The organism is Streptomyces sp. NPDC002958 (genome assembly GCF_055563255.1).
The window spans coordinates 89,790-116,110 of record NZ_JBVHDS010000007.1; the positions used below are offsets into that span (position 1 = coordinate 89,790).

Sequence of the window (26,321 nt, forward strand, 5' to 3'; positions counted from 1 at the left end):
CCGGATGCGGAAAGCCCCGGACCGGAAACGTTCCGGGCCGGGCCGAGCGCGGCGCGCGCCCCGCGAGGGAAACCCCGGGGCACGCCCCCGCACAGGGAGCGGGGGCGGCGGATGCGCTGCCGGTCAGGTCGGCCGGCGCGAGTGCGCCGACGGCCACGGTGTGGACAGATCGAGCCGGCCACGGGACTCGCCGGGTCAGGTGCGGGTGAGGTCGGACAGGAGCGCGGACAGCAGGCGTTCCTCCATCACCGTGCTGCCCGACTCCTCCATGGCACGGGCCAGTTCGGGGTCCCAGGGGCTGGCCGCGGGCGATCCCGCGAGCGGTGTGGACTCGCCCTTGCTGAGTGCCGCCGTGTAGTCGGCGGCGGTCATCCGCCAGGGGTTGGCACCGTGGCGGGTCATGGCGTCCGCGGTGATGCGCAGGCCGGCCCAGTCGAAGTCGGCGCGCCAGTGCAGCCGGGCTCCCGCGCGTACGGCGTCGCCGAGGAGTTTGTGGCAGGCGGCGGACGGGACGCCCTCGGTGCAGACGAGGGCGGCGCCGGTGTCCTGGAGTTCGCCGGCCGCGGCGCGCAGTACGGCCGGGTTCTCGCAGACGAAGATGGTGCGGGCGGCGGGGACGACGGGGTCGGTGGCGAGCTGGTGGAGGGTGAGCCGGAAGGGGATGCCGAAGTCGGCGGCGTCGCGCAGCCAGTCGCAGACCACGGTGCTGCCCTCGGCCCCGATGTTAAGGACCAGTACCTGGCTGGCGAGGTCGTCGGCGATGGCTCCGGCGCTCTCCCACAGGGCGCGCCGCCCGGCCCGCTCGCGCGGGACGTCGCCGCCGGTGCGCTGGGCGAGGGCACGCAGGACGAGCTGTTCGAGCGGGGTGCCGGGAACGAGGGCCTTGGTATCGCCGGTGGCCCACTCGGCGAGGACCGGAAGCGGCAGGACGCCGGCCGGGGGCGCGGGGCGCCGGCCCTGGTCACCGGGGAAGCGGTCCCGGTCACCGGGGAGCTTTTCCAGGACACGTACCGCCACGTCGAGGAGGGGTGCGTCCCCGCGGCGTACGAGACGGGTGAGGGTGCCGTCGGCGGCGATCCGCTCCAGCCAGGCCGCGAACCATCCCTGCCCGGCGAGTCGGCTGGAGTGGGCGGACTTCAGGGCCTGTTCGCGGCGCGCGTCCTCGTCGGCCCGTTCGGCCGGCCGGTCACGCAGCGGGCCGTGGAGTCGGCCGAGGGTCGCCAGCAGGCCAGTGCCGTAACGGTCGTGCAGATAGCCGTCCAGATCACTCAGGGGTACGGCGAGCCGCTTGGCGGTCTCGGGCCGGTAGCGGCCGGTGATGCCAATGACGGTGCGGCGTTCGGCCTCACTGGGCGCCGCGAGCCCGATGTCGCCGTCGAGCACGCCGCCGGTGCGCTCCAGCCTGCGGCGGGCCGCGGCGAGCAGCCGGACCCATCCCTCATCCTGCAATTCGTCGTATTCACGCCGCTCAACTGACAACCGCGGCCTCCTCGGGCGTCGGGACGCGCCGGGTGCCGGGCGAGCCGAGGGCGGCGGTGAGATCGCCGGTGTCGTCGGCGAGGAGCTGGTCGCCGTCCCAGACGAGCAGCAGCGCGGAGACGGTGTGGTCGACGGCGGTGTGCGCGAGGTCGTAGTGGGCCGCGGCGGACACGGAGGCGTGAGCGGCCCACAGGTCGTAGCCGGTCATGAACAGGTCGAGGTCGAACTGGGCGGCCAACGACATGAGTTCGCCGCGCCCGGTGTCGTCCACGCCCGCGAACGCCTCGTCGAGGGCGAGCAGGCGCGGGGCGTGCGGGTCGGCGGAGTTGAGCATGGCGTGCGCGGCGGCGAACAGCGGCAGGTGCAGCGACACGGACTGCTCACCGCCCGACAGCCGGCTGTGCCGGGCGCGGGTGAGCCTCTCCTCGGCCTTGTCGGGACGTACCAGCTGGAACGCGAACTGCCGCCAGCGCCGGTAGTCCAGCACCTCGGCGAGCAACTCCCGGTAGGGCTGGTCGCGATGGCGGGCGCGGGCGGCCTTGATCTGCGCGGCGAAGTGGGTGCGCACCCGAGCGAGACCGTCGGGGCCGAGGCGGGCGGCGTCGGCGTCGAGGAGGGCGCAGACGGCGCGCCGCTCGTCGTCGAGATGATCGGCGAGCAGCCAGCTCACACCGACCGTCGTCCCCGATGACATCGTGCGCCTGCGCATGTCGGTGTTCATCCGCCTGATCAGGTCACGGGCGTCGACGGTGCGGTCGTGGATCTGCTGGGCGAGCCGGGTGAGCAGGGCGTCCTCCAGGATGCGCTGCTCGGACTCGGAAAGCAGTTCGGCCTGGTCACGGCGGTGTGCCGCGATCTTCTGGGCGAAAGCGGCGACGGGCAGCGGGCCCTCTTCGTCGGCCACGCGTACGAGGATGACCCCGTCGGAGCCGTCCCATTCGGGCCGGTAGTCCTGTCCGGCGGCGGCGAGCTGCGCCTGCAGGTCGTCCAGGGCCTTGGTGAGACGGGTGACGGACTGCTTGAGGCTGGTTTCGGTGGGGGTGAGGTCGCGGGTCGCGGAGAGGATCGCCTCGTGTACGGCGATCACGGCCGGCGGGAGTGCTTCGCCGGCCCAGTCGGCCTCCTGGGCGGGCCAGGCGAGGCCGGGCGGACAGCGCAGGATGTCGAGGAGTTCACGGGCGGCGTACGGGCGCAGGCCGCGGGCGGTGTCCTTCTCCTCCGCCGCGGCGACCGACCCGGCCGCGGCCGCGGCCGTACGGCGGGCCTCGGCCGCGGCGGTGCCCGCGATCGCGGTGTGCTGGGCCACGCGAGCCGCCTCGGCCTCGCGGACCAGGGCGTCGATCCCGTCCTCGGCCTCCTGCACCTGGCGCATCACCTCCTGCGCCTCGGCCCCGACAGCCTCCTGGAGGGCCTGAAGTCCCGCGGCCTCCTCGGTGTGGCGGCGGCGCGCCGCGCGCTCGGTGTCCAGCGCCGCCTCCTCGTCCTCGGCGGCGGCGGTGAGCCGGTCGGCTCCTGCCTGGGCGGCCTCGGTCTGGCGGGCGTGTTCGCGGCGGCGGGCGGCGAGTTCGCGTACCGCCGTCTCGAAGGCGCGGGTGGCGGTCTCGACGGCGTCGAGGCGTTCGATCTCGATGGCGTGCTCGGCCGCGGTGCGACGCAGGGCACGCTCGGCGACCGAGCAGGCGGCCACCGACTCGTCGTACGAAGCCTGGGAGGCGTCGGCGGCGTCGCGGGTGGCGCGCAGCCTCGCCGCGGCCCTGTCGAGTTCGCGCAGGGCCTGCGTGATGCCGGTGGTGCGGGGCAGAGCGGCGCGGGCGGCGGCGTGCGCATCGAAGGCGGCGTCGGCACGGGCCTGCGCGCGCGCCACCTCGTCGAGTTGAGTGGAGAGTTCGGCCAGCAGTCTCTCGCAGGCGGCAATTCGGGCGGCGCGCCGGCGCGCGCGGGCGGTGGCGCCGACGTACTCGGCGTGCTCCTTGGTGTGGGCACCGACCAGGACACCGGCCGCGTACCGGCCGTCGGGGCTGATCTGCGGGGTCCCGGCGTCGAGGTCGCCGGTGACGGCGACGGAGCGCAGTACGGCGGTGATCCGCGCGGCCGGGATCGCGGCGTCGCCCCCGGGGTTCTCGTGGTTCCCGGGGTTCTCGTGGCTCTCGTGGTTCCCGGGGTTCTCGTGGCTCTCGTGGTTCCCGGGGTTCTCGTGGTTCTCGGGATTCTCGGGCCTCAGGAGATCGGCGAGGCTCGGTCCACTCACCGGGGCACCAGCGCGGAGGTAGCCCTCGCTGCGCCCGGCCGCCACGGGGGCGTCCTCGGCGGTGACGAGGGCGTCGAGAAGGCCCGACGCTTCCAGGGCCGCTTCCAGGTCCGCTCGCTGACGATCCGTCAGCGCTGCGTCGAAGTCGACGAGTCGCCACAGCGGAACGCCGTCGCCGGGCGCCCGCCCGGCAGTGCGTCCGCGGGCCGGGGGTGGGGCGTCGTCGTGTTCGGCCGCGATCCGGTCGCGTTCGGCCCCGGTCTCGGCGCGGCGGCGCTCGATGTCGGTGCGCCGGGCGCGCAGGGAGGCGAGGGTGTCGCGCAGTTCCTGCACGGCGGGAGCGGTGGCCTCGGTGAAGGCGTCGGCGAGCGTGACCGCCTCGGCCTCGCCGGTGAGTTCGAGGGCTTCGGCGAGTCGGCCGGCACCCGCCTCGGTCAGGAGCACCCTGTGTGCCTCCGTCCACTGGCCGAGCGACGCACGGGCCTCCTCGCGGGCGAATTCGAGGCCCGATTCGGCGGACGTTTCGGCAGTTTCGGCTGCGGCGACGGCCTCCTGCGCGCGGTCGAGCGAGACCCGGGCGAGGTCACGGGTCTGCTCGGCACCACGTGCCGCCTGCTGGGCGCCACGCACGGCCCGGACGCCCTCATGGCGGGCTGCGGCCAGCGCGGCAGAGCGTTCGGCGAGGCGGGCGGGCTCGGCGTCCGCCGGAGTCCAGCGGATACCGGCGGTGTGGGCGTGGTCGGCGACAGTGGCGGCGTCCCGGGAGACGCCGGCGTCGAGTTCGGCGGCGAGCCGGGCGGCGCGTTCGGCCTCGGCGCGAGCGCGGCCGGTGGCGGCCGTGCGACGTTCGTGTTCGGCGCTCGCCTGCCGGGCGGCCTGCTCGCAGGTGCGCACCAGGCGTTCCAGGTCGGCCAGTTGCTCGATGGCCTGGTAGGCGGCGGAGGAACGCAGCTGATCGAGACGGGCGCGCTGGGCGGCGAGCGAGGCGTCGGCCGACTCGGCGCGCGTCTCGGCGGCAGCCTGCTGCTCGCGGGCAGCAGTCAGGTCCGCGGCGGCGGTGCGCAGTGCGGCGGCGCGCTCGGCGGTTTCGGCGCGGCGGGCGGTGAGCCGGTCCGCGGCGGTACGGGCGTGGACCCGCAGATAGGTGGAGTAGCTCGCGAGGAAGGCGCCGGTGGCGTCGTCGGCGGCGGCCAGCCCCTCCAGGGTGCGCTGCACGGACTCCATGTCGTCGAATGAGCGGGCCGCCTCGGCGATCAGGTCGTCGTCGAGCGGGCGCAGGCCCGCGGTGAGGGTGTCGGAGAGCTTGGCCGGATCGAGGTTCTTGGCGAGCTGCGGGCGGCGCAACGTGAGGATCAGGGTGAGCAGCTGCTCGTACCGCTCCCGGCCGAGGCCGAACAGCCGCTGGTCGACGGCGGCGCGGTAGTCGACCGTGGAGGCGATCAGCTCGCGGCCGAGCTCGGCGGCGAGCTGCTTCCTCGTCATCGGCCGGTCGTCGTCGGTCAGCAGCGAGAAGTCCTCGCCGACGCGGCCTTCGGCGACGAAGTGCCAACGAGCCGGTGTGTCGCGGTGCCGCTGGGCGTGCAGCCCGATGCCACAGGTGACGGCCTCGCCCGTCTCCCGGTGGGTGAACTCGATCCAGACGTAGCCGAGCGCGCTGTCCTGCCCGCGGAAGAGCAGGTTGGACTTCATCGTGCGGTCCTCGGCGGCGAACGGGTTGAGCCGCTTGGGGTCGATGCGGCCGTCGAGGACGAACGGGAAGAGGACTTCCAGTGCCTTGGTCTTGCCGGACCCGTTGGGGCCGCGCAGCACCAGCCAGCCGCCGGCGAAGGAGAACTCCTCGTCCCGGTAGTCCCACAGGTTGATGATCCCGGCACGGGTGGGGACATAGCGGGAGGCCGGGGTGGGTGCGGGGGTACCGGCCGGGGCGGGAGCGGGCGTGCTCACGGAGTCGGGTCCTTGGTGGTGTCGTCGGCGAACAGGGCGGTCCGGGCCGGTCGTTGGGCCGGAGGTTGGGCCGGACGTTGGGCCGGACGTTGGGCCGGAAGTTGGGCCGGAAGTTGGGCCGGCGGGCGGGCCTCGGCACGGGTCTTCACCCGGGCGGTGACCCCGCGGTAGCGGGCGAGCAGGGGAAGGGCGAGGGCTCCGCCGTCGACCCGGGCGATCAGCGACATGGAGGCCAGCAGGTCGAGAGCCTGGTCGAGCAGCCGGTTCGGGTCGCCGCGCAGATCGGCCGCGAAGCCCGCACCGTACTCGCCGGTGATCTCCTTGAGCCTGCCCCGGAGCCAGGAGTCCGTGACGAAGGGATACCGGGTCTCCCCCTGCTCCTCCCCCGCCGCGTCACGAGTCTCGTACGAACCATGTGCCCCGTACGTTGCGTACGCAGCCGCCTCGTCGGGCGCGGCGAACTCGGCGATCAACGAGCGCATCGGGAGAGCGCCGTCGATACGCCGGGCGCGGGCCGCGAGGCGTTCGGCGGCAGTGGGCGCGGGCAGCAGTTCGAGGGCGTGCCGTCCGGAACGCTGCACGGCGGCGCTGATCCGGGCGGCAAGGAGCAGCGCGGCTTGCGCAACGGTACCGCCGCTGGGGAAGCGGATGTCGGACAGCCTGCCGGAGGTGTCGATGAGCGCCACGCCCTCGGCCCGCCGCTCCACCGTCAGCCCGGTCAGGCGCTCCAGGTCCTCGGCGAGGGCGGGGGCCCGCAGCTGGCCCAGGAGTTCGGTGTCGGCGTCGGCGTAGTACGCGACCGGGTTCTCCAGCACCAGGCGGCGGGCGCGGCGGGCCTGGTCGCGACGCTGGGCGGCGCGGCCGGCGGACATGCCCAGCGCGCCGGCGGAGTCGAGGAGCGCGGTGACGGAGGTCAGGTGCTGCAGGACGCGGGTCGGGTGGTGGACGGCGGTGAGGATCTCGCGGTCGATGTCGTACAGGGCCTCGGCGCGCTCGGGATCACCGGCCCAGGCGGTGGCGGAGCCGTCGGCGAGGGTGAGCGCGCCGCGTTCGGTGAGCCAGGTGACGGCGTCGACGAAGGCGTCCCGGTCGGGCTTGCGTGCGGTGTCGAGCCCGAGTCCGTCGATGCGTACGGCGTCGGCGGCGACCGCGTCGGCCAGCTCGCCCAGCGCCACCTGCGCGCCGTGGCGGCCCAGGGCCGCGAGGGTGAGGACGAGGTAGGCGTAGCGGCGGCGGTCGAAGGGGCGTCCCGCGCGGGTGAGGGCCGGGCGGGTGGCGTCCAGGCCGTCCTGGGCTCGCTGCAGCCGGGCGGTGTCGGCGGTGGTGACGAGCCGGTAGCCGAGCACCTCCATCAGATCGGTGCGCAGCTGCCCGGCCCAGCGGCGCACGGTCGCCAGCGCCGACTTGTCCGGGTACCCGGGCGTGACCAGCGGATGCCGCAGTACGAGCCGTACCGCCTTCTGGTAGTCGGCGAGTTCGAGCGGGGAGACGCCCTCGGCAACGCGGCTCATGCGGTCCTGCCTTGTTCGTGGGTCGGACTGTCCGTCGCACTGCCCGTCCAACTGCCCGTCGTGAGGTCCACAGGCCCCAAGTCACCGGGGAGGGCTTTCATGCGGTGACCTCCAGGCGCAGCCCGTCGAGATGGAGGCGGCCGCGCACGGTGTCAACGGTGGTGGAGCCCTCAGCGGGGGTGAGGGTGAGACGTACCCCGTGGGCGGCTCCGGAGGCGGCGGTGACCAGGCGGCTGGCGGGGACACGGGCGGCGAGCGCCACGTCCAGCAGGGCGAGCAGGGCCCGCGTTTCGGGCTCGTCGAGCGTCCGGCCGTACACGCCGTCCGATGCGAGGGCGTTCGCGGCACTGCGGCGCTCGGCCTGCTCCTTCAGTTGCTCGGCACGAAGCAGGGCCCGCCGGTCGTCGTTGCGTTCGATGCGGCCGGGGCCGTGCAGGGCGGGTGTGCGGCCGGACTGGACCAGGGTGCGGGCGAGTTCGACCGGTTCGGCCTCCCACCAGGACGTACGCCCCGGGATCTGCTCGGGATCGGCGTACGGGACGGCGATGTGACGGGGTGCGCCGAGTCCGAAGACCGCCTGGAACAGGGCGTGCGCGTCCTCGTCGCTCTCGCAGGAGGTGAACCACTGGGCGAGGTGGCGTAGTTGGCTTTCCCGGCTCACCCCGCCCCGGCGCGCCTCGGTGACGCGGCGCAGCAGGGCGAGGACGGAGCGGATCGCTGTGACGGTGGCGTCCTGCAGCCGCTCGGTCTCGCTGTGCTCGCGCTCCGCGAACCAGTGGACGATGCCGTCCCACCGGTGCTGCCAGTCCGCCAGGCGCTCGGCGGGGCTGCGAAAGAGCCGCTCGTCGGCCTCGGCCGCGTACTCGATCATGCGGTCCACACCGGTGGCCGCGGCCTTCTCGACTGCCTCGGCGAGCAGTGGGGCGTAGCGGCCGAGCTCCGCGGTGAACTCCCGCATGTGTGCGAGGAGCGTGTCCTTGTGGGCGAGGAACACCTCGGGCCGGGTGTCGTTGGTGCGCGCCAGGTCGCCCAGCATGAGGTAGAAGCGGGCGGCGCGCTGTGCCATCTCGTTCAGCCCGGAGTCGAGACGGCCGAGCTTGCGGTACACCTCCTCGGCGTCGCCCGCGGCGTTGGCCTCGGCCAGCGCGTGCAGGTCGCCGAGGATGTCGGGGAAGACGAGGCGGGAGAGCTGGGCGTCCTCCAGGCGCGCGCCGAGTACGTCCTCCACGGCCCGGTACGCCCGGTATCCGGCCTGGGTGAACTGGTACACATAGTGGCGGTTGCGGTACTCGGCCAGGTTCGCGGCGCGCGTCCCGTCGTACGACCGGTCCAGGATCTGCCAGTCCGCGAGCGCGTCGAGCAGCGGCTGGACGTCGCCGACGGCACCCGCGGCCAGATGGTCGGCTGCGAGCCGCTCCAGCAGTCCCACCGCGTCCGAAGCGTGCAGCAGCACCTGGTAGTTGGCGCGTCCGCGATCGAAGGCGCGCAGCAGCCACAGGTATTCGTGGCGCTTCTCGGCGGCGGCGAAGTGGAACAGCCGCAGCCGGTCGTCGAGGGAGAAAGCGTCGATGCCGAACGCACCCTCGTCGACGGGCTCCGGGGTGTCGGGCTCGTTACTCACCGATCTGGCGGCTTCCTTTGCTTCGGCCGGTACACGTCCGGCTGGACACCACCGGACCCGCACCAGTCTGCCGCACCCCGACCGGTACGGGTAAGCAGCCCTCCGGCCCGCACCACCTCTGCTAACCTACGCCCTTCTCACGCCCCCTACCTGGCGGTGGCCGCCGTAGGACCCGCCCGGCGGTCGGCTCGGAGGCGGATCGCCGAGGACGCCCCGAGCCACCCCGTCGTCGGCGTCGTCGGCGTCATCGGCTGTCCACCAGCACCGAGCCCGCCGCGTCACACCTTGTCGCGCAGCCGGACCGCCAAGGAGGTCAGCGGCTCGATCTCCTCGGTGTGGCCCAGGGCGGTCAGGCGGGAGACCGCCGCGTCGAGGCGGGCGAGGGCGGGGGCGGGGCGTTCCAGGTAAATACCCTCCACGACACCCGCGAGACGGACGCACTCAGCCCATTCGGCGGCGCGGTCCTCCTCCGGTCCCGGCTCGCCGAACGCGGCGAGGGCCTTCTCCAGGGCGGCCAGGGCGTCCTCGTACTCACCGGCGTAGGCATTGACCCGCCCGTGTTCGTAGGCCAGGGCGGTGTCCAGGGAGCGGCCGCGGGCCTCGTACTCGGCGGCGCGGGCCTCGTCGGCGATCCGGCCGGCGTCGGCGAGGTGGGCGAGGGCGTCGGCCAGGCCGTCGGGGCCCTGCTGCTGGACCTGAAGGCGGGCGAGTTCGCGCAGGCAGTTGCTGAGCTGCTCATAGCGCGGGGCCTTGGCATGGGCGGCGAGTGCCTGGTCCGCGGCCTCGCGAGCCCGGCCGAACTCGCCGGACTCGCCGAGGAGTACGGCTGTCTCCGCGGCGATCATGGCGTGGCTTCCCGGGTCGTCGTCCCAGCCTGCCGACTCGGCCGCGAGGGCGACGAACTCCGCCGCGGCAGCCTTGAGGTCCTCCCCCGCGTGCAGCGCGCGGGCGCGGGTCAGGCGCAGCTGGGCGACAAGCCGGTCGTCCAGCTCTCCGGCGGCAATGTCCGGTTCGACCAGGAGGGAGTCGAGCAGAGCGATGCAGTCCTCGACGCGGCCCAGGTCGAGGCAGAGCTGAGCCGCGTTGCTGTAGGTGCAGAACGCGTCCGTCCGGCTGCCGCGGCGCAGGTCCAGCTCCGCCGAGCGCGTCAGGTGCCGCAGGGCCTCGTCGGGGCGACCGAGGTGCATGCAGGTCTCGGCCAGATCACCGTGGAGGCGGGCGGTGTCGACCACGTCGGCCGGCCAGTCGGTGGCCAGTCGCAGGCCTTCGGCCAGGTCCGCGTGCGCGGCCTGCGCGTCCTGGAGGCCGAGCTGGAGCCGGCCACGCAGTACGAGCGTGCGGGGCAGGTGCCAGGCGGGGCCGTGCGCCTTCAGCCGGTCGAGGAGGCCGTCGACCTCGGTGACCGCGGCGGGCAGGTCGCCGGAGACGGCGTATGTGCTGGCCCGCAGCAGCAGGGCGCCGGAGATCTGCCCGACGATGTCGCGCCGGGTGGCGAACGCGTGCAGCAGGTCCACCTCGGCAAAGGCCGGCGCGACGTGCTCCTCGCTCCCGGACACCTGCAGGCGCAGGCAGAGCGTGGTCGCCCGCAGCCGCAGCATGCGGGCCTCCTGGTAAGGGGCGAGGCCGGGCGTCTCCTCGTGCAGGCGGACCATGGACGCGTGGACGGCGCTCAGTGCGGCGGCCTTCGCCTCGGACCCGTCCACGCCCTTCGCCTCGGACCCGTCCACGCCCTCCGCCTCGGCCGCGTCGGTGTCCTCCGCAGGGCTTTCGGCGGCGGCGCGCGTGGCGCAGGCGCGGGCGAGCGCCGCGTGCCCCGGCTCCCCGGCGTCGTCGTACAGGCCCGCGGCCTCCTCATGGAGGGCGGCGGCGACGGCGAACTCGTCCTTCTCGCCCGCCCGGCTCGCCTCGTCGGTCAGCAGGTCCGCGCGCAGTTGTACGAGCGGGCCCACGGCCGGGTCGTCGGGGTGGGTGTAGTCGCGGGCGGTGACGAGCGTGCGCAGCTTCGCCCAGCACGCCTGTGCGTCCGGGTGCCCCTGCTCGTCCAACGCCCGTGCCTGGAGAATGAGTTCGGGCAGCGACTCCGGGACGGCGGCGGTCGTACGGGTGGCCGGCGCGGCAACCGGGGCGGCCGGGGTCACGTCGTCGAGGCTGCGGGTGCGCAGGGCCAGTTCCAGCGAGTCCAGGAGCGGGGCACGATCGAGGCGGGCCCTGTGACGGTCGGTGTGGGCCGTGGTTCCGTTGCGGGCGTCGAAGCGGGCGGCGAGGTCGTCGGCGCGACCCCGCACCTCGGCGCGCAGGCCGGCCACCGTCCAGGTGCGGCCCGCGTATCCGGCGGCGGGCAGTTCGCCGTGACCGAGGCGCTCGACGCGCTGGAGGAGGACCTCCACGCCGGTGAGGAAGTCGAACAGGTCCAGCGGCGAGTCCACCTCGTCGAACAGGCTCCGATTCTCGGCGAGCAGTTCCAGGCCGCGTGCCTCGTTGCCGGTCAGCGCGCAGAACTCCAGGTGCCGGCCGACCTCTCCGGACATCGAGGGGTTGCGGCGGCAGCCGCGGTAGCCGGCGAGGTGCAGTTCGCGGGCCCGGTCGATGCGGCCGGTGCGCAGCAGGGGCAACAGCGCGTACGAGACGGAGCGGGCCGGCTCCTCCTGGCAGGATTCCTTCCCGGCCAGGACGGGCTCCCAGGCGCCCAGCGCCCGCTCGTCGTCGCCCGCCGCGAGGTGGTACAGGGCGAGCTCGCAGATCTCGCAGGCCTCGCAGTCGCTGAGCGGGGTCCGGGGGCGGCCCGCCCACAACTCGTAGGCGAGGGTGGTGTCCTCGCCGACGTGGGCGGCGAGCTGGTACGCCTGTCCGTAGTAGGGCTGGAGGCCCAGGCCGGCCTTCTCGTACCGGTCGCGCATCTCCGTCAGCCACTGGCGCAGGCTGGCCAGCGGCATCTCGGGCAGCGCGCGCAGGGCGTTGGACACCCACTTGAACCGCCAGAACAGCGTGTGGCGCCGACGCTCGTCGAAGACGTCGGGCTGCTCGTCGAACAAGGTGAGCAGGCGGGCGAAGACGACGGGCGACTTCCGGGGTTCGGAGCCGTAGGTGTACGCCTCCTGGAGTTCGAAGAGCGCGTGGACGAGCGGGACGGGCTCCGCGAACTGCTCGGCGGCGTCAACGAGTTCCTCGGCGGTGACGGTGCGGGTGCGGCCGTAGGGGCGCCGGTCGTTCTCCTGAAGCGCCTGGTACAGCTCGTCGGTGGTCTGAGGTGTGGTCGGCATCGTCAGCTGTCCTTGCGGAGGGCGTGGGCGAGAAGGTCGAGGAAGGAGCGGTTGATGAGGCTCGATTCGGCGGGCCTGAGCGGGCGCCGGGACAGCAGCGCGGCCTGCCCGTAGAGGGCTTCGGCGCTGGTGCGGGCCAGCTCGGGCTCGTCGATGGCGACGGCGGCGCGAACCAGCGGGTTGAGCTGGTTGAGGATCAATTGGGCCCGCGGGGCCTCCTGGCGCAGGGCGCCGAGGATGTCGCCCCACAGGCCGCCCTCCTGCTCACGGGCGAGCTGGGAGCGAGTGCGCTCGTGCCGGGCCTCGCGGCTGTCGACGAGGAGGGCGGGGGCGGAGGCGGGCTGGAAGGTGCGCAGCGCGACGTCGCAGTCGAAGACAGCGAGGGCGTCGCGGGCCAGGGCGAGGTAGGCCACGGCGGCCAATTCCGTCTCACGGTCGACGGGGTCGAGGTGGGCGGTGAGAGTCGCCGGGTCGAGGTCGGCGACGCTGACCTCGGACCTGATCTCGGGCAGCCGGTGGACCAGTTCACGGTCGTATGTGTAGCCGCCGTTGACGACGCCGAGCCCGGCGGCCGAGGCGATCGCCGCGACCTGCCGGAACTCCTCCACGCTCGACGTCACGAGCACGGTGCGGTGGGTGCGCGCGAACTCGTCGAGGGTGGTGTGCCCGTCGGTGGTCTCGAACGGCAGCCAGGGCAGCAGCATCCGCAGGATCTCGTCGTCGTGCACCGCGAGCGACTTCACGGCCAGGTGGTGGGCCTGGAGGAAGCGGGCGAGCAGGTCCGGGTCGCTGGCGGCGGCCCGGGCAATCCACGCGCGCAGCCGCTCGGCGAGGGCGTCGCGAACGGCGGCGAGTGTGTCGTCCTCGTACAGGGACTCGCGGGACGCCGTCGGACGCAGGCTCTCGGCGTCGACGACGCAGCGGACGAAGAACGCCCACTCGGGCAGGATCTCCTCGGCCTGCTCGGACAGCAGCATGCCCTTGACGTGCACGCGGTGGCCGTGGCGGCGCCCGGCCGGCACCGCCTCGGGCAGCACGCACGCGATGCCCTTCAGGCCTACGGCCGGCAGGTCCAGCTCGATGGTGTCCAGCGGTGTGAACCCGAAAACCTCCTCGCCGTACGCGGCCAGCGCGCGGGAACGGGCTCCCGGGGTGGGGTACGTACGTGCCCAGGGTGCGGGCTCGGGGTTGACGGATGTGCCCGGGCCGCCCGTGCCGTCGTCGAAGGTCACCGGGTGGCGCAGCAGGGAGCCGAAGTGCCGGGCCAGCGCGTGCACCTGCACCGGCCGGGTCCACTCGCCCGTGTCGGCGCGCGGCGTCAGCGTGACGGTGGTACCGGGCCGGGGGCGGGCGGATGCGGGCAGGGTGCGGACGGTGTAGCTGCCGTCGCCGCGTCCCCGCCACTCCACGGTGGGCGCGTCGGGGGTGCGGGCGGAGCGGCTCAGGACGTGGATCTCGTCCGCGACCAGGAAGCAGGAGAGCAGGCCGATTCCGAACTGGCCGATGAAGTCGGCGCGTTGCTCGGCGATCCGTTCGGCACGCTTGCTGCTGCGGCCGATCGTGGCGAGGAAGGTGTGCACGTCGGCCTCGGTGAGACCGACGCCGTCGTCCTCGACGCGTACCACTGAACCGTCGGCGTACAAGCAGATGCCGAAGGCGTCGGCGGGGGCGTGCGGTTCGAGGCCGTGCCGGGCGGTCAGCGCGTCCACCGCGTTCTGCAGGAGTTCGCGCAGGTAGACGCGAGGGCTGGAGTACAGGTGGTGGGAAAGGAGATCGACGAGGCCGCGCAGATCCACCTGGAAGGTGCGATCGTCGCCGGTCGGGGTCGCTGCGGTGTCGGGCAAAGTCATCGGGCAGTCCGAGGTGAGAGGGACGACAGGTGGCGGGAGGGACCGGGATCGGCGTGCACTCAGACGCGGCGGTGGCGGCGGGCGAACTGCTTCTCGGGCTCCGCGAAATATTCCCAGGGCCAGCTGGTGTAGGCGCCGTCGAGCGCCTGGAAGACGCGCCGGACCGTGTGGCGCTCACCAGCCAGCGACAGGGCCATGGCGAACATGTTGAAGTCGTGCTGCCATCCCGGGCGCCGCGCGTAGGCGGGGTGCAGGATGCTGTGGTCGGCCGCGTCCCGCAACTCTGCCTGGATCTCGGGAGTTTTGAGGCAGTCGGCATGGTCCGACTCGACCCATTCCTCGATGTGCGCCATGGCGATCACACAGCCGAGCCGGTGCCCCTGCGGGGCACGGGCGAGCGCGTCGCGGGCGAACGCCATGGCCTGGCCCGGCTCGCCGCCCCAACGGGGCTGCAACTGCGACAGCCATTCGACATGGATATCCAGGTCCAGCGGCTCGCGTCGCAGGGCGGCGTCGAACCGGGTCTCGTTGACGGAAGGGCCCAGCGACATGCCGCGGCCGGAAGTGAGAAGGCGGCGCCACGGCGTGACCCACTCCGGCCGCAACTCGGCGGCTTCGAACAGCTGCTCCTCGGCAATGTGGAGCCGCTCGTGGAAGACCCGCCACTGCTCCTGCGTGACGTTCACGGCACGCGCGGCGGTACGCGCCTCCCAGCCCCAGTTGATATAGCGCGTCCCGGATATCAGCAGGGCCGTCGCCCGATGCTCCTTGTCCTCCTCGACGGCCCGGCCGATCCAGTCCTGCACACCGTCCAAGTCGGCCAGCTCACCCAGAACTTGGTGGTCGCGACCGAGATCGAAGGGGACCAGCGCCGCCTTGACCGCCTCCCAGTCACCCGCGTCGGCCGCCTCCACCAGCGCGAGCACCCGCTGGTCCCCGAGCGCGCGCAGCGTGTACATCCCGCTCTTCTGCCTGCGCGGAACGGGAAGGGCGTGCGGATCCGCCGCCGGCCTCTCCCCACGCCCACCGAACAGCTTGCCGAACATGCCGCGCCCTCCCCTGGTCCCGCGTGATCGTCCCGTGCAGCATAAGCCGCCCCACCGACATTGCTTCCACAGGGTTTTCACGAGTGCTTCACGCATCCGGTCCCGTCCCCGTCCCGGTCCCGGTTCCACCCTCTCGCCCTCTCGCCCTCTCCCTGTCCCCTCGTCGGCACCTCTACGAATTCCCGCTCATGCTCAAGCGGTCGTGGGCCCTGGCGGCTCGAGCATGTGGACGAGTGGGCCGAGGACGACACGGCGCAGGGTGCGGCTGCCCTCGAAGCGAGGGCCGGCACCGTGGTCGAGGCGAGCGGCATGAATCCCGAGACTGTGCGGCACTGGCAAGCGGACGCCAACTCCTTTCTGCAGGCACTGGTACGTGATCCTCGCCTGTGACATGGCCGGACCAGCCCGACGTTCCGGACGGGTCGCGATCACGCAACGGCCCCTGCCACCTGGGCAGCACCGCGTATTCGCCGTGTTGCCGCCGCGAGGCGCGGCGGCCGGCCCCGGTGGGATGGAGAAGGGGCGGTTTTCGGCCGGGCGGCCGAAGGGCGACGGAAATTCTCGGCCGGTTCTGTATTACGGTGCTGGAATTCACAGGATCTCGCTGGGGGAGAAGCGTTGAGCGCTCGAATTCTGGTCGCCGAGGATGACGAAAAGCAGTCTCGGCTGATCCGGATTTATCTGGAACGGGAGGGCAATGCGGTGCAGGTCGTGGCCGACGGTCGCGCTGCATTGGAGAAGGCGCGGTCGATCCGGCCCGATCTGATCGTGCTCGACGTAATGCTTCCGTACGTCGACGGACTCGACGTGTGCCGCATCCTGAGAACCGAGCCGGGCACCGAGGACGTCCCCATCCTGCTGCTGACCGCCCGCACGACCGAGGAGGACATGCTCCTCGGGCTCGACCTTGGCGCGGACGACTACCTCACCAAGCCCTACAGCCCGCGCGAACTGACCGCGCGGGTACGGGCGCTGCTGAGGCGGGCCAAGAAGTCGGCGTCGGCCGGGACGACGCTGCTGCGGGTCGGCGAGATGGAGCTGGACACCGCGCGGTTCGAGGTCCGGGTCGCGGGTCGGCCGGTGGCGCTGACCTCGAAGGAGTTCTCCATCCTGGAGTCACTGGCCCGCGAGCCCGGGCGGGTCTTCACCCGGGCCCAGATCATCGAGCGGGTCTTCGGCTTCGACCAGGACGTGCTGGAGCGGACTGTCGACGCGCACGTGATGAACCTGCGGCGGAAGCTGGAGGCACCGGGGAGCCCACGGCTACTGGAGACGGTGTACGGACGGGGCTACCGGCTCGCGGATGAAACCTGAGCGGCTCCGGGGCGCCGGACGTGCGCGGCTTCGAAGCGCCGGGACCTGAGCGGTTCAGAGGGCCGGGACCGGGCGCGCGCCCAGGACGATGGTGAACGTCGTGCCCACCCCGACCGTGCTTGCCACGTCAATGGTGCCCTGGTGGTCGGTCACGATCTGCCGGGCGATCGACAGGCCGAGACCGCTGCCGCCGGTTGCCCGGCCCCGTGACGCGTCCGCCCGCCAGAAGCGGTCGAAGAGGTGCGGCAGGTGCTCCGCCGGTATCCCCTTGCCGGTGTCCCGCACCTCGACGACGGCCAGCTCGCCGCGCGGGACGAGGGCCAGCGTCACGCGCCCGCCGGACGGCGTGGCGCGCAGCGCGTTGCCGACGAGGTTGCCGACGACCTGGCGGAGCCGGTCCGCGTCAGCGGTCACGTACACCGGGTGCGGGGCCTCCACCTCCAGCGCCACGCCCGCCGTCCCGGCGTTGGCGCGGTGCGCGGTGCGGGCGGCTTCGAGGAGGTTCCGCAGATTGACCTCGGAGCGGTGGTAGGTGAGCGCGCCGACCTCGGCGAGCGCGAGGTCCTGAAGGTCGTCCACGATCCGCTGCTGGAGCAGCGCCTCCTCGTGGAGCGAGTCGAGCAGTTCGGGCGTCGGCTCGACGACCCCGTCCCGCAGGGCCTCCAAGTAGCCGCGCAGGTTGGCGAGCGGGGTGCGCAGCTCGTGCGCGATGTCGCCGGTGAGGCGGCGCTGGCGATCCTCGCCGGCCTGGATGGAGTCGGCCATGCGGTTGAACGCCCTGCCGAGCTGGGTGATCTCGTCCTGCCCGTAGACCGGCACGCGCCGCTCCAGATCCCCCTCGCCGAGCCCCTCGGCGGCGAGCGTCATGGCCCGCACGGGCCGCAGCACGGCCCGGCTCAGCAGCAGCGCCCCGAGGATCGCGGCGAGCGCGACCCCGACGGCGACGGCGACGGTGGGGGCGGCGGCGATCGTGGGCGGGGACTCGTCCTGGTACCCGAGGCGCACTTCGAGGCGGGGCGGGGCGACGGAGGCGGTGCGTTCGTTGAAAACGCGCTGGAGGCAGGGGACGAGCGGCTGGACGGGCTCGCATGCCTCAGCCGCGGCCAGATCCCGGGCTTGCTGCGGATCGCGGGCGGGCTGCGGCTCCTTGCACTGGGCCGGCCGGCTCTCGACGGCGACCACGGGGATGCCCATGCGGTCGGTGCGGACCGTCACCTCCGCCCCTGCCCGGGTCAGGCACGCCGCGTCGGCCGCTGCCGCACGGTATCCGACGATCGCCACCACGGTCAGCTTCTCGACGGCGCTCGGCACCAGGCCCTGGTCGAACCGCAGCACCGGGCGCGGGTCGACCAGAACCGGGGGCTGGCTGCCCAGCGGGCGCGGCTCGCGGCCCGCGAGGGTGTCAGAGTCGGCGAGCAGGACGCCGGTCTCCGTGGCGACCCGGACGCGCTGCCCGGTGTCCCTCGACAGCGCGTCCACTGCCGGTGCGAACCCGTCCCAGGTGCCGTGCGCGAAGCCGTACGCGCGCAGCTCGCCGATGACCCGGGAGACCTCCTCCTGGCCGGCCGCGACGGCCTCCTGCACCTGCCGGTTGGCCTGCCGCAGGGTGAGCCAGGCGGTGGCGGCCGTGGCAGTCACGGCGATCAGCATCAGCACACCGAGCACCCGAAGTCGGAAGCTCATCGCGTGCTTCCCACCCCGGACTTCGGGACGTGCGCGCTCAACGGGACTCCTTCGGTCGGGTTTCCCAAACTACGGGACGGTCGCTGGGCTGCGGGGATGTGATCCACAAGAGCGTGGAATCGGCCAATGCGCCTCAGGAATGACGGATTTTCATTCAAGTCACTTTAGGAACTCAGATACGGAAAGTGGCCATTCGGCAGCGGAACGATTACTTCAGGAACGTCGGCGGGTGATCGTACTTACGCCGCTCGCACTCCGGTTGGTGCGAAGTCCGCTGCATTTCCCCTGGGTTCCGTCAGGTTCCTGGGTGCAGCGCTGACGAACGACACTATTGGGGTTTCCAAATAAAGCGTCGACTCGCAGCAATTCTTCCCGCCGTCGCCATGGCCGCCCTGGCCGTCCCGATGGTCACCGCCACCCCGGCCGCTGCGCACGCCAACTGCGGCACCGGCGCCTCGGACAAGGACGGCGGTTCGTGAGGCAAGTGGGCCAACGGCGCCAACGAGCGCAACGACTCCAGCACCAGCTGTGGCATCAACGGTGTGGCCTACTCGACCCAGACGCTGGACTACCACTGCTGCACGGTGGGCAACGACGGCTACACCTGGACGTTCGCCCGCAACGTAAACACCGGGCAACCGGGCTGGATCCGTGATCACGTACTGCTCCACAGCGGCTCGTACGTGTACTGCGGCTTCTGACCCCGCTCCAGGCGCTGTCCGGCTCATGTGCCGGACAGCGCCTCTGTCGGTGACAGCCTGCTCGCCCGGACCGCCGGGTACAGACCGGCGATCATGCCGATGAGCAGCGTCGAGCCGATGCCGGCCGCGCTCGCCCAGGCCGGGACGACCGTCGGCCAGTCCCGGCTGAAGGCGTACCCTGCCGTGATCAGCGTCCCGAGCACGGTTCCGCCGAGGCCGCCGATCAGCGACAGCAGCAGGGACTCCGTCACGAACTGGGTGCGGATCTGGCCCTTCGTGGCCCCCAGGGCCCGGCGCAGACCGATCTCCGGCCGGCGTTCCAGACCGAGATGACCATGGTGTTGCCGACGCCGACCCCGCCGACCAGGAGCGCGACGCCGCCGAGGCCGAGCAGCAGGCCGGTGAGCGCTGACTGGGTCGCCTCGCGGGCCGCGAGCGCGTCGGAGGGCCGGGAGATCTGCACCTCGCCGGGCTTCGCGGGATTGGCCGTGGCCGGGAGCACCGCCCGTACCGACGTGACCTGGCTGTCCTCCGCCCGGACGTAGATCGTCGACGGATGCCCGTCGAAGCGGAGGTACGTCCTGGCCGCAGGCCAGCCGACCAGCGCGGCGCTGTCGAGTTCCGGTGCGAGCGGCACCTGATCGAGGACGCCCACCAGCGAGAACCAACGGCCGCCGAGCCAGACCCGGGTGCCCGGGGTGTACACGTCGAGCCGCTGGGCGGCGGTCGCGCCGAGCACGACGGCCGGGTACTTCTCCGTCGCGGAGTCCAGCCAGCGGCCCTTGCGGACGTGACCGCCGACGGCCGGGAGCAGGTCGGAGCCGGCCGCCAGGACGTCGAGGGAGCCGGTGCGGCCGATGGCGATGCGGTCATTGCGGTAAATGTGCGCCCCCGTCGACCCGGTGGCGGCGACCTGCTGCACGGGCGGGACCCGCCCGATCATCGCCACGGACTCCACGGGGAGCTTGGCCTTGGCGCCGTCGAGAGTCTCTCCCGGGGCGACCCGCAGCAGGTTCGTGCCGAGTGCGTCGAGCCGGCGGTCCACCTCCGCCTGTCCGGAGCCTGAGATGCCGACCACCGCGATCACGGCGGCAACGCCGATGGCGATGCCGAGGGCGGACAGGAAGACCCGCAACGGGCGGGCCCGCAGACCGGTGCCGCCGAGCCGGACGACGTCCGCGGGACCGAGCCGGGCGGCGCGCAGCCTGGCCTGCGGCCGTGACGGTTCCCGAGCCCCGACGGCCGGGGACTCGGGCGTCAGTGCACGGATCTGGACGGTCTCGGGGTCCGCCTTCCCGCTGTCCTGCCGGGAGGAGTCGGTCGTGTGGTCCGTCACCGGGGCGCCCCGATCGTCGTGCTCTGTGCGATGTCGGCGACCAAGCGGCCGTCGCGCATCTCGATGCGGCGTGGCAGCCCGGCGGCGATCTCACGGTCGTGGGTGATGACGACGACGGTCGTGCCTGCGGCGTTCAGCTCGCGCAGCAGGGTCAGCACCGCCGCGCCCGACGTCGAGTCGAGGTTGCCGGTCGGCTCATCCGCCAGCAGCACCGACGGTTCGCCGACCACGGCGCGGGCCACGGCGACGCGCTGGCGCTCGCCGCCGGAGAGCTGATGCGGGAGGTGGTGAACGCGGTGGCTGAGCCCGACCCGTTCCAGGGCGGCCGACGCTTTGGCCCGGCGCCGGCGCATGGGCACGCCCGCGTAAAGCAGTCCGTCCGCGACCGAGTCCAATACAGGGACGCCCACGGCCAGGTGAAACTGCTGGAAGACGAAGCCGATCCGGGTGGCCCGCAGCGCGGAGACCTCCCGGTCCGACAGGCTCGCGACGTCGTGGCCGTCGACGAGGATCCGGCCCGCGGACGGGCGATCGAGGCTGCCCATGAGGTTGAGCATGCTCGACTTGCCTGAGCCCGACGGGCCGACGATCGCGACCAGTTCGTCCCGCTCGATGCGCAGGCTCACGTCGCGTACGGCGGCCACGCCGCCCGGATAGATCTTGGAGACCGCGTCGAACTCCACGACAGTCGTCGCGTCGCCGCTCACTCGGGGATCCTCACCTTCATGCCCTCGCGGACCGCGGCACCGCTGACCTCGACGTTGCCGTCGGCGAACAGCCCGGTCTTCACAGCGACGAATCGGCCGTCCGCGGTCTCCAAACCGTGTCCGCCCTCGGCGAGGGCGACGAGCGCGGAGACGGGGACGGTCAGCGCGTCCTTGACCTCCTTGCCCACGTACTCGACCGTGACGGGTCCGCTCTCCAACTGACCGACGGCCTTCTGGTCCTTGATAGTGACGGTCACCGGGATCGTGGCGGGCCGGCCCAACCCGCCGCCCTCGCCTCCGCCGCCGCCCCCCTCGGGCGCGGTCGCCTGCTTGCCGATCGCCGCCACTTCGCCCTGCACAGGGTTGCCGTTGGGCAGCTTGACCGCGACGCGCGCGCCGCGGACAGCCCAAGCGGCTTCTGCGGCGGAGGCGTTGACGGTCACCTTACGGGCCGTTCCGGTGTACGTGAGGGTGTTCTCCCCGACGGCGGAGCCGAGCCGGGTGCCGGGCTGGCCGATCCGTACCTTGCTCGCGGAGTAGATGACGTCGCCCACATCGACCGTGCCGGTCTGGGCCACACCGAGCGACTTCTGCCAGCGCTTGACGGCGTCGGCCGTGCCGCTCGTGAACTGCTCGTCCACGGTGAAGCCGGTGTAGCCCAGGGCGGCGAGATTCGTCTCGAACTGCATGACATCCATGCCCTTGAGTTCGCGCGGCGCCCGGGAGGAGCCGGGGTCCCACCTGGTTCCGGTGCCCCCCGGCGCCGTTGATCCAGAGGGATTCGGGGACTTGCCGTCCCCGCCTCCGTCACTCTGCTGCTGCTCGTCCGAGTTCCGATCGTCGGAGCCCTGCTCGTTCTCCTGGGCCGTCAGCCCCAGGGACCGGTACATCGGCAGGCTTCCGTACATCAGGACCACCGGCCGGTCGTCGACCCGGAGCAGCTCGTCGCCGCGCTCGACCGTGGCGCCTGTCTCGGGCAGCCAGGTCACGGTTCCCTGTGCCTTGATGGGCAGCGGAAGCTCCGTACCGTATCCCAACTGGCCGTCTACCGTGGTGCGTTCGGTCAGCGTCACCCGGGTCACCGGGACGACGGAGCCGGACCGGGGTGGTGCGCTCGGTTCTTCGTCCTCCCCGCCGCCGAGTCCGAGCGCGCCGACCACGGCGACCGCCGCCACAACGACCACGGTGGAGGCGATCAGCGCCGTACGCCGACCCCGCCTGCCGCGCGGCGGCGGCGTGGAAGCCGTTCCGGGCTCGTCATCGATATGCGTCACCGTCTCGGCCACCGTCAGCCCTTGCCCGCCGGCGGGTTGGTCGGGGCGCCGATGATGGGTGCGCAGGTGCGCGTCGCGCGCTGCGCACCGGCCGAGCTCTGGTTCCACTCCGGCGCACCGGAGTTGTTATCGCCGCCGTAGCCGTCGGGGCCCGGGTCAGGGAAGTCCGGGGCGCCGTTCTTCTGCATGCACTCGGCGTATTCGCGCTTGGCCTTGATCTGCTCGGGAGTGAGCTCGGGCCGGTTGGCCGCCTCGACACTCTCGGGGACGGCGGGCTTCTTCGCGGAGCACCTCTTCGCCGCATCGATGAACTTCGGGTTCTTTTTGAGGGCGAGACCCTGACCGGAGAGGTCGACCTGCCCGGTCTCGTCCGGGTCGGGGACGTCGACGCCGTTGTCGCGCATGCACTTCACCCACTCGCGCTGGCCCTTCACGTACGCGGCCAGTTCGTCCTCGCCGCCACCCCCGCTGCCGCCACCGGTTGCCCCCGTCGAGGCGGACTTGTCGGCACCGCCCGCCGAAGGAACCTTCGCAACCTCGTCGTCGTTGCCGCAACCGGTCAGCGCGAAGGCCAGGACCGACGCCGTCGCGGCCAGTAGTACCCGGTTCGTCCTCATCGGTTCTCCCGCTCCTCCTGTCGCACCCGGCCGCGGGTGCGACAGGCAGGGTGACCGTAGGCCGGAGGCCATGAAGAACTTTTGAAGAACCTGTCACGCAATCATGCGATCCTCCCTCTCCGGCGAGGTCAGCTCCTGGCCGGGGGTGCGTCACTCGGGACCCGTTGCCGCCGACGGCCGCGCGGTGGCGCTTCGCGCGCTGTGCGCCTCGGCCCGCGCATCCGATCCCAAGACGGACAGCGGCTACCGCGTGGTCGCACTCGACGACGACACCGTCGACGTCCTGAAGCGGCACCGCGAACGGCAGGGCGCGGACCGCGAGGAGTGGGGCTCAGCCTGGGTCGAGACCGGCCATGTGTTCACTCAGTAAGAGGTTCCTGGCTCCACCCCGGCAAGGTGACCGACCTCTTCGAACGCCTCGTCGCCGCCTCCGCCTTCCTCCGATCCGGCTGCACTCTCTGCGCCACGGAGCGGCCACTCTCATGCTGGTCGCCGACATCGACATCAAGATCGTGTCTGACACGCTCGGGCACAGCGACACCCGGATCACGCGGGACATCTACCAGAGCGTCCTGCCGCAGGTGGGCAGGAGCGCCGCCGAGGCGACCGCGAAACTGGTCCCCCTTCAACGCGAGGCCGAGGCCGAGAAGGCGGCACGTAAGGCCGCGAAGAAGGAGAAGGCTAAGAAGGCCGCAGCCAAGAACGCCGACAGGGCCAAGGGCCGCAAGCCGAAGAACAAGGCGAAAGCCCAGGCCAAGGCGGACAAGGAGGCCGCGCGCCGAACGCCCAAGAAGTAGGTCTCTGAGCGGCTCCGCTCACGCATCGCTCACGCAAGCAAAGTCACAGCGTCCCAGCCGTGCCGGCGGTCTACGTATTCGGGCGCCGTCGGGTCATGACAGCACTGCTCAACTATGCACAGACAGGCACAGACACTGAGCAGGCAGGCGCAAGGCGGGCCTGGTACTGCGCCCACGTACCGTTGCGCGCGGACCGGTCTCCGGCATACGCACCTGGGGGAAGGAGCGATCCTGCCCTGGACGAGTCCCACGACGTGGTGGACAAGTGGCTGAAGCACGCAGCCTCACGCTCTAGCCCACGAGAGCGTGGATCGCCGCCACGAAGTTGAACACCGCCGGCAGGACGAAGACACTCCCGACCACGATCCATCCAGTCCCGGCGACGCGGCGGCCCCGGCTCAGCGGGGGCGGCGGAATCAGCTGATTCCCCACTCTCACCGTCTCGTTCGGGGCGATCAGGCTGCGCCCGGTGCGGCGCTGTCTCCACCCCAACCATATGAAGACGACCGCGGCCATCGCCGTGAAGGCGGCGAGTTGAAGATGCTCACTCGGTGAGTCGGCGCCGGCAAGCGTCACGGTTACGTACGACACAAGACCCCCCAGTGGATCAGCGTGGGTGAATCACCTCACGACGGTTTAACCATGTCAAGCGGATTCGGCCGTACTTACGGCACCCCCAACACGCTTTCCAACTGTCCGCGTGGCCGTTCAGGAGCGTCCTCAAGGTTCACGAGGCAGCTCAGACGGGGTGCGCGTACGGCGGTGAACGGTGGCAGCCGTCAGCGCACTGGACAAGAACCAGGACAACGAGCAGCGCGGAGAGAGCCCGTCTCGCTACGGCGACTCGACCAGCTCTGTCGTTTTGGTCCCGCCGAAGCCCGCCCCGCGCGATGATATGCGCATGACTGGGGGTAGTTCAGACAAAAGCCAAGGTCATACCCGTGATTCCGGGTGGTTCTGCGGTTCCCTCCCTCCGGAGGGGAGACCCGTCTGAACCGCTCCCGACAGCACCGAGCCGAGCCACGCGAGAAGCGAAGGAGCGAGATCATGTATGGCTGCGAGGGATGCGGGCGGTCCCGGCAGGGGTTGTTCTTCGGCTCCGGGATTGGTGAAGGGAAGTGGTGGTGCTGGCACTGCCAGAGCACCGACCAGAGGGAACTGATCAGCTCTCTAGATGACCGTGCCCGGGGCGTGCTCAACCGCGACGCCGGCGGCGTGGGCTGGCCCTACGGCCCGAACATCTACGTCCAGATGCGCGCGGACCTGCTGGACTGGGCGGACCGGCACGACGTCAAGATTGGCAAGACGGGGTGTTCGTCCGGGCTCCATTGGCTGGACAAGGGCCGCTGCGCCAAGCGGGATTGCCGCGACGTGCCGGGGTTCTACGATCACACGACCACGTGGCTTTCCCGGACCACCGGCAGGCCCGCTCTGGTCTTCACTCAGCCGTACAAGCAGGTGGACCCGGCCGAGGTTTGGGAGTCCATCAGCGACTACCCGTCGCTCACAGCCGAGGTCGGGCCGGACAGTTGGTACGGCGCACGCACCACCGGTGTCTACATCTGGAATGACGGCAACCGCTCCGAGGCTGTCCGGCCGCCCCGTTAACCGCGCAACTGGTCCAAGACCCGCAACGACATCATCCCGGGGGTCGGTCAACACCGGATCGACAAGCTGCAACCCGAGCACCTGGAGCGGATGTACCGTGCCCTGCTCGACGCCGGGCATGCCCCCCCTCCCACGTGGTGAAGGTGCATCGCATCTTGTCGAGGGCTCTCAAGATTGCCCACCGCCGCCGCATCATCGCCGAGAACGCCGCAACCCTCGTGGATTCCCCGAGCGTCGACGAGATGGAGGCCAATCCATTCACGAAGGAAGAGGCCAAAGCGTTCCTCGAAGCAGCCGCTCAGCGTCCCACCTTCATGCGGTGGATCGTGGGCGTCGGCATGGGGTTCAGGCAGGGCGAGACCCTCAGTCTGCGGTGGTCGTACGTAGACCTGGAGGCGGAGCTATTCCGGCCCGAGTGGCAACTTCAGCGCCTCACCTGGCGCCACGGCTGCGACGAGGCTCACGCCTGCGGCTCGCGCCTTCACCGCTTCGAACCCTGTCCACCGGCCTGCACCACACACAAGGGCTACAAGCGCGGTTGCCCGAAGCCATGCGCCAAGACGTGCACGAGCCATGCGAGCGCGTGCCCGCAGCGCAAGGGGGGCGGTCTCGTCTTCACGCGCCCCAAGACGAAGAAGAGCCGAAATGCCGCCCCGATCCCGCCCGTGTTCATCTCCCTCCTTCACGACCACAAGGCCCGGCAGGAGGCAATGCGGGCCGCAGCAGGCGAGCTGTGGCAGGAGTACGACGTCGTGTTCTCACGGCCGGATGGGCGCCCCCTTGACCCACGCGCCAACTACGAAGAGTTCAAGGAACTGCTCGGGGAAGCTGGGATCGACGACCGCCGCTTGTACGACGGAAGTCGCCACACGGCCGGCACGATCCTGAATGAGTTGGGCGTAGACATGCCCACGATCATGGAGATCCTTCGACACACCCAGATCAGTCAGACCCGGCGGTACGTGAAGGGTCGGTCCCACCTATCGAAGGACGCCATGCGTCGCATGGGCGAGTTCTTCGTTCCCGCGCCCCCGAAGGCGAATCCAGGCCCCACTGAGACCAGAACTGAGACCGTCGGCACTCGCGCGGCCCGCGCCCGACGTCGCCGCCGCATCCAGTAAAAGCAAAAGCCCCAGGTCACGGCGAGTGAGTCCTGAGGCTTCCACAGAGCCGCCTTCGGGATTCGAACCCGAGACCTACGCATTACGAGTGCGTTGCTCTGGCCAACTGAGCTAAGGCGGCACACCCTGTCGCACCATGGTGCGATCAGCAGCGTCGCCAAGTCTACACAGTTTCCAGGGGTGCTCCGTACCAGCCCGGCTCCG

Annotated in this window: 16 protein-coding genes, 1 tRNA gene and 3 pseudogenes; 6 read left to right on the forward strand and 14 right to left on the reverse strand. The window is 71.7% G+C overall.

Features of this window, described 5'->3' with window-relative positions; translation table 11 throughout:
- Positions 1 to 195: 195 nt before the first annotated feature.
- The 7 genes from ACZ3IC_RS15025 to ACZ3IC_RS15055 form a co-directional block, all read right to left on the reverse strand.
- Entirely contained in the window at positions 196 to 1,479 is a 1,284-nt protein-coding gene (locus ACZ3IC_RS15025; protein ID WP_467416247.1) for a TIGR02679 family protein, read from the reverse strand.
- Positions 1,469 to 5,671, reverse strand: a complete 4,203-nt coding sequence (locus tag ACZ3IC_RS15030) for an SbcC/MukB-like Walker B domain-containing protein (RefSeq protein ID WP_467416249.1) — start codon at positions 5,669 to 5,671, stop codon at positions 1,469 to 1,471. Before ACZ3IC_RS15030 ends, ACZ3IC_RS15025 begins: the two co-directional genes overlap by 11 nt.
- The gene (locus ACZ3IC_RS15035; RefSeq protein WP_467416251.1) at positions 5,668 to 7,182 is read right to left on the reverse strand and encodes a TIGR02678 family protein; all 1,515 of its coding nucleotides are present in this window, start codon (positions 7,180 to 7,182) and stop codon (positions 5,668 to 5,670) included. The genes ACZ3IC_RS15030 and ACZ3IC_RS15035 overlap by 4 nt, the downstream gene beginning before the upstream one ends.
- A gap of 97 nt (positions 7,183 to 7,279) precedes the next feature.
- Positions 7,280 to 8,803: a TIGR02677 family protein gene (locus tag ACZ3IC_RS15040; protein ID WP_467416254.1), complete on the reverse strand. Its 1,524-nt coding sequence runs from the start codon at positions 8,801 to 8,803 to the stop codon at positions 7,280 to 7,282.
- 278 nt (positions 8,804 to 9,081) lie between these two features.
- Positions 9,082 to 12,063, reverse strand: a complete 2,982-nt coding sequence (locus ACZ3IC_RS15045; RefSeq protein ID WP_467416256.1) for a hypothetical protein — start codon at positions 12,061 to 12,063, stop codon at positions 9,082 to 9,084.
- Between the two features lie 2 nt (positions 12,064 to 12,065).
- Positions 12,066 to 13,913 (reverse strand): HSP90 family protein, encoded by a 1,848-nt coding sequence (locus ACZ3IC_RS15050; RefSeq protein WP_467416257.1) that lies wholly within the window; start codon positions 13,911 to 13,913, stop codon positions 12,066 to 12,068.
- 59 nt (positions 13,914 to 13,972) lie between these two features.
- Entirely contained in the window at positions 13,973 to 14,959 is a 987-nt protein-coding gene (locus tag ACZ3IC_RS15055) for a hypothetical protein (protein ID WP_467416258.1), read from the reverse strand.
- Positions 14,960 to 15,184: 225 nt separating this feature from the next.
- Between ACZ3IC_RS15055 and ACZ3IC_RS15060 the strand changes: the two genes are divergently transcribed.
- Positions 15,185 to 15,349 carry a hypothetical protein gene (locus tag ACZ3IC_RS15060; RefSeq protein WP_467416260.1) on the forward strand — a complete coding sequence of 55 codons (165 nt, stop codon included), beginning with the start codon at positions 15,185 to 15,187 and terminating at the stop codon, positions 15,347 to 15,349.
- 228 nt (positions 15,350 to 15,577) lie between these two features.
- The gene (locus ACZ3IC_RS15065) at positions 15,578 to 16,273 is read left to right on the forward strand and encodes a response regulator transcription factor (protein ID WP_467416262.1); all 696 of its coding nucleotides are present in this window, start codon (positions 15,578 to 15,580) and stop codon (positions 16,271 to 16,273) included.
- 54 nt (positions 16,274 to 16,327) lie between these two features.
- Here the strand turns inward: ACZ3IC_RS15065 and ACZ3IC_RS15070 are convergent, their stop codons facing one another.
- The gene (locus ACZ3IC_RS15070) at positions 16,328 to 17,956 is read right to left on the reverse strand and encodes an ATP-binding protein (RefSeq protein WP_467416264.1); all 1,629 of its coding nucleotides are present in this window, start codon (positions 17,954 to 17,956) and stop codon (positions 16,328 to 16,330) included.
- Between the two features lie 542 nt (positions 17,957 to 18,498).
- On the opposite strand from ACZ3IC_RS15070, the gene ACZ3IC_RS15075 reads away from it, so the two are divergent.
- A complete protein-coding gene (locus tag ACZ3IC_RS15075; RefSeq protein ID WP_467416267.1) occupies positions 18,499 to 18,657 on the forward strand; it encodes a hypothetical protein in 159 nt (52 codons plus the stop codon).
- A gap of 23 nt (positions 18,658 to 18,680) precedes the next feature.
- On the opposite strand, the pseudogene ACZ3IC_RS15080 reads toward ACZ3IC_RS15075, so the two are convergent.
- The 4 genes and pseudogenes from ACZ3IC_RS15080 to ACZ3IC_RS15095 form a co-directional block, all read right to left on the reverse strand.
- Positions 18,681 to 19,918, reverse strand: a pseudogene (locus tag ACZ3IC_RS15080) (ABC transporter permease).
- A gap of 71 nt (positions 19,919 to 19,989) precedes the next feature.
- Complete coding sequence (locus ACZ3IC_RS15085; protein WP_467416269.1) at positions 19,990 to 20,700, reverse strand: ABC transporter ATP-binding protein; 711 nt, start codon at positions 20,698 to 20,700, stop codon at positions 19,990 to 19,992.
- Positions 20,697 to 21,974 carry a peptidoglycan-binding protein gene (locus ACZ3IC_RS15090; RefSeq protein ID WP_467416273.1) on the reverse strand — a complete coding sequence of 426 codons (1,278 nt, stop codon included), beginning with the start codon at positions 21,972 to 21,974 and terminating at the stop codon, positions 20,697 to 20,699. Before ACZ3IC_RS15090 ends, ACZ3IC_RS15085 begins: the two co-directional genes overlap by 4 nt.
- A gap of 14 nt (positions 21,975 to 21,988) precedes the next feature.
- Positions 21,989 to 22,591 (reverse strand): hypothetical protein, encoded by a 603-nt coding sequence (locus ACZ3IC_RS15095; RefSeq protein ID WP_467416276.1) that lies wholly within the window; start codon positions 22,589 to 22,591, stop codon positions 21,989 to 21,991.
- A 217-nt stretch (positions 22,592 to 22,808) separates the two neighbouring features.
- On the opposite strand from ACZ3IC_RS15095, the pseudogene ACZ3IC_RS15100 reads away from it, so the two are divergent.
- A pseudogene (locus ACZ3IC_RS15100) lies at positions 22,809 to 23,388 on the forward strand (tyrosine-type recombinase/integrase); the annotation flags it as partial.
- A gap of 291 nt (positions 23,389 to 23,679) precedes the next feature.
- On the opposite strand, the gene ACZ3IC_RS15105 reads toward ACZ3IC_RS15100, so the two are convergent.
- Complete coding sequence (locus tag ACZ3IC_RS15105; RefSeq protein WP_467416277.1) at positions 23,680 to 23,979, reverse strand: hypothetical protein; 300 nt, start codon at positions 23,977 to 23,979, stop codon at positions 23,680 to 23,682.
- 456 nt (positions 23,980 to 24,435) lie between these two features.
- Between ACZ3IC_RS15105 and ACZ3IC_RS15110 the strand changes: the two genes are divergently transcribed.
- Together ACZ3IC_RS15110 and ACZ3IC_RS15115 are read left to right on the forward strand one after the other, a co-directional pair.
- Complete coding sequence (locus tag ACZ3IC_RS15110; protein WP_467416280.1) at positions 24,436 to 24,996, forward strand: hypothetical protein; 561 nt, start codon at positions 24,436 to 24,438, stop codon at positions 24,994 to 24,996.
- A gap of 9 nt (positions 24,997 to 25,005) precedes the next feature.
- A pseudogene (locus ACZ3IC_RS15115) lies at positions 25,006 to 26,117 on the forward strand (tyrosine-type recombinase/integrase); the annotation flags it as partial.
- A 47-nt stretch (positions 26,118 to 26,164) separates the two neighbouring features.
- Here the strand turns inward: ACZ3IC_RS15115 and ACZ3IC_RS15120 are convergent.
- Positions 26,165 to 26,238 (reverse strand) — tRNA-Thr (locus tag ACZ3IC_RS15120).
- Positions 26,239 to 26,321 lie beyond the last annotated feature (83 nt).

What these genes read in the sequence shown, in the direction of transcription:
- ACZ3IC_RS15070 (WP_467416264.1), bottom strand. Translation starts at nt 17,956, where the DNA reads ATGAGCTTCCGACTTCGGGTGCTCGGTGTGCTGATGCTGATCGCCGTG.
- ACZ3IC_RS15035 (WP_467416251.1), bottom strand. Translation starts at nt 7,182, where the DNA reads ATGAGCCGCGTTGCCGAGGGCGTCTCCCCGCTCGAACTCGCCGACTAC.
- ACZ3IC_RS15055 (WP_467416258.1), bottom strand. Translation starts at nt 14,959, where the DNA reads ATGTTCGGCAAGCTGTTCGGTGGGCGTGGGGAGAGGCCGGCGGCGGAT.
- ACZ3IC_RS15095 (WP_467416276.1), bottom strand. Translation starts at nt 22,591, where the DNA reads ATGAGGACGAACCGGGTACTACTGGCCGCGACGGCGTCGGTCCTGGCC.
- ACZ3IC_RS15110 (WP_467416280.1), top strand. Translation starts at nt 24,436, where the DNA reads ATGTATGGCTGCGAGGGATGCGGGCGGTCCCGGCAGGGGTTGTTCTTC.
- ACZ3IC_RS15050 (WP_467416257.1), bottom strand. Translation starts at nt 13,913, where the DNA reads ATGACTTTGCCCGACACCGCAGCGACCCCGACCGGCGACGATCGCACC.
- ACZ3IC_RS15045 (WP_467416256.1), bottom strand. Translation starts at nt 12,063, where the DNA reads ATGCCGACCACACCTCAGACCACCGACGAGCTGTACCAGGCGCTTCAG.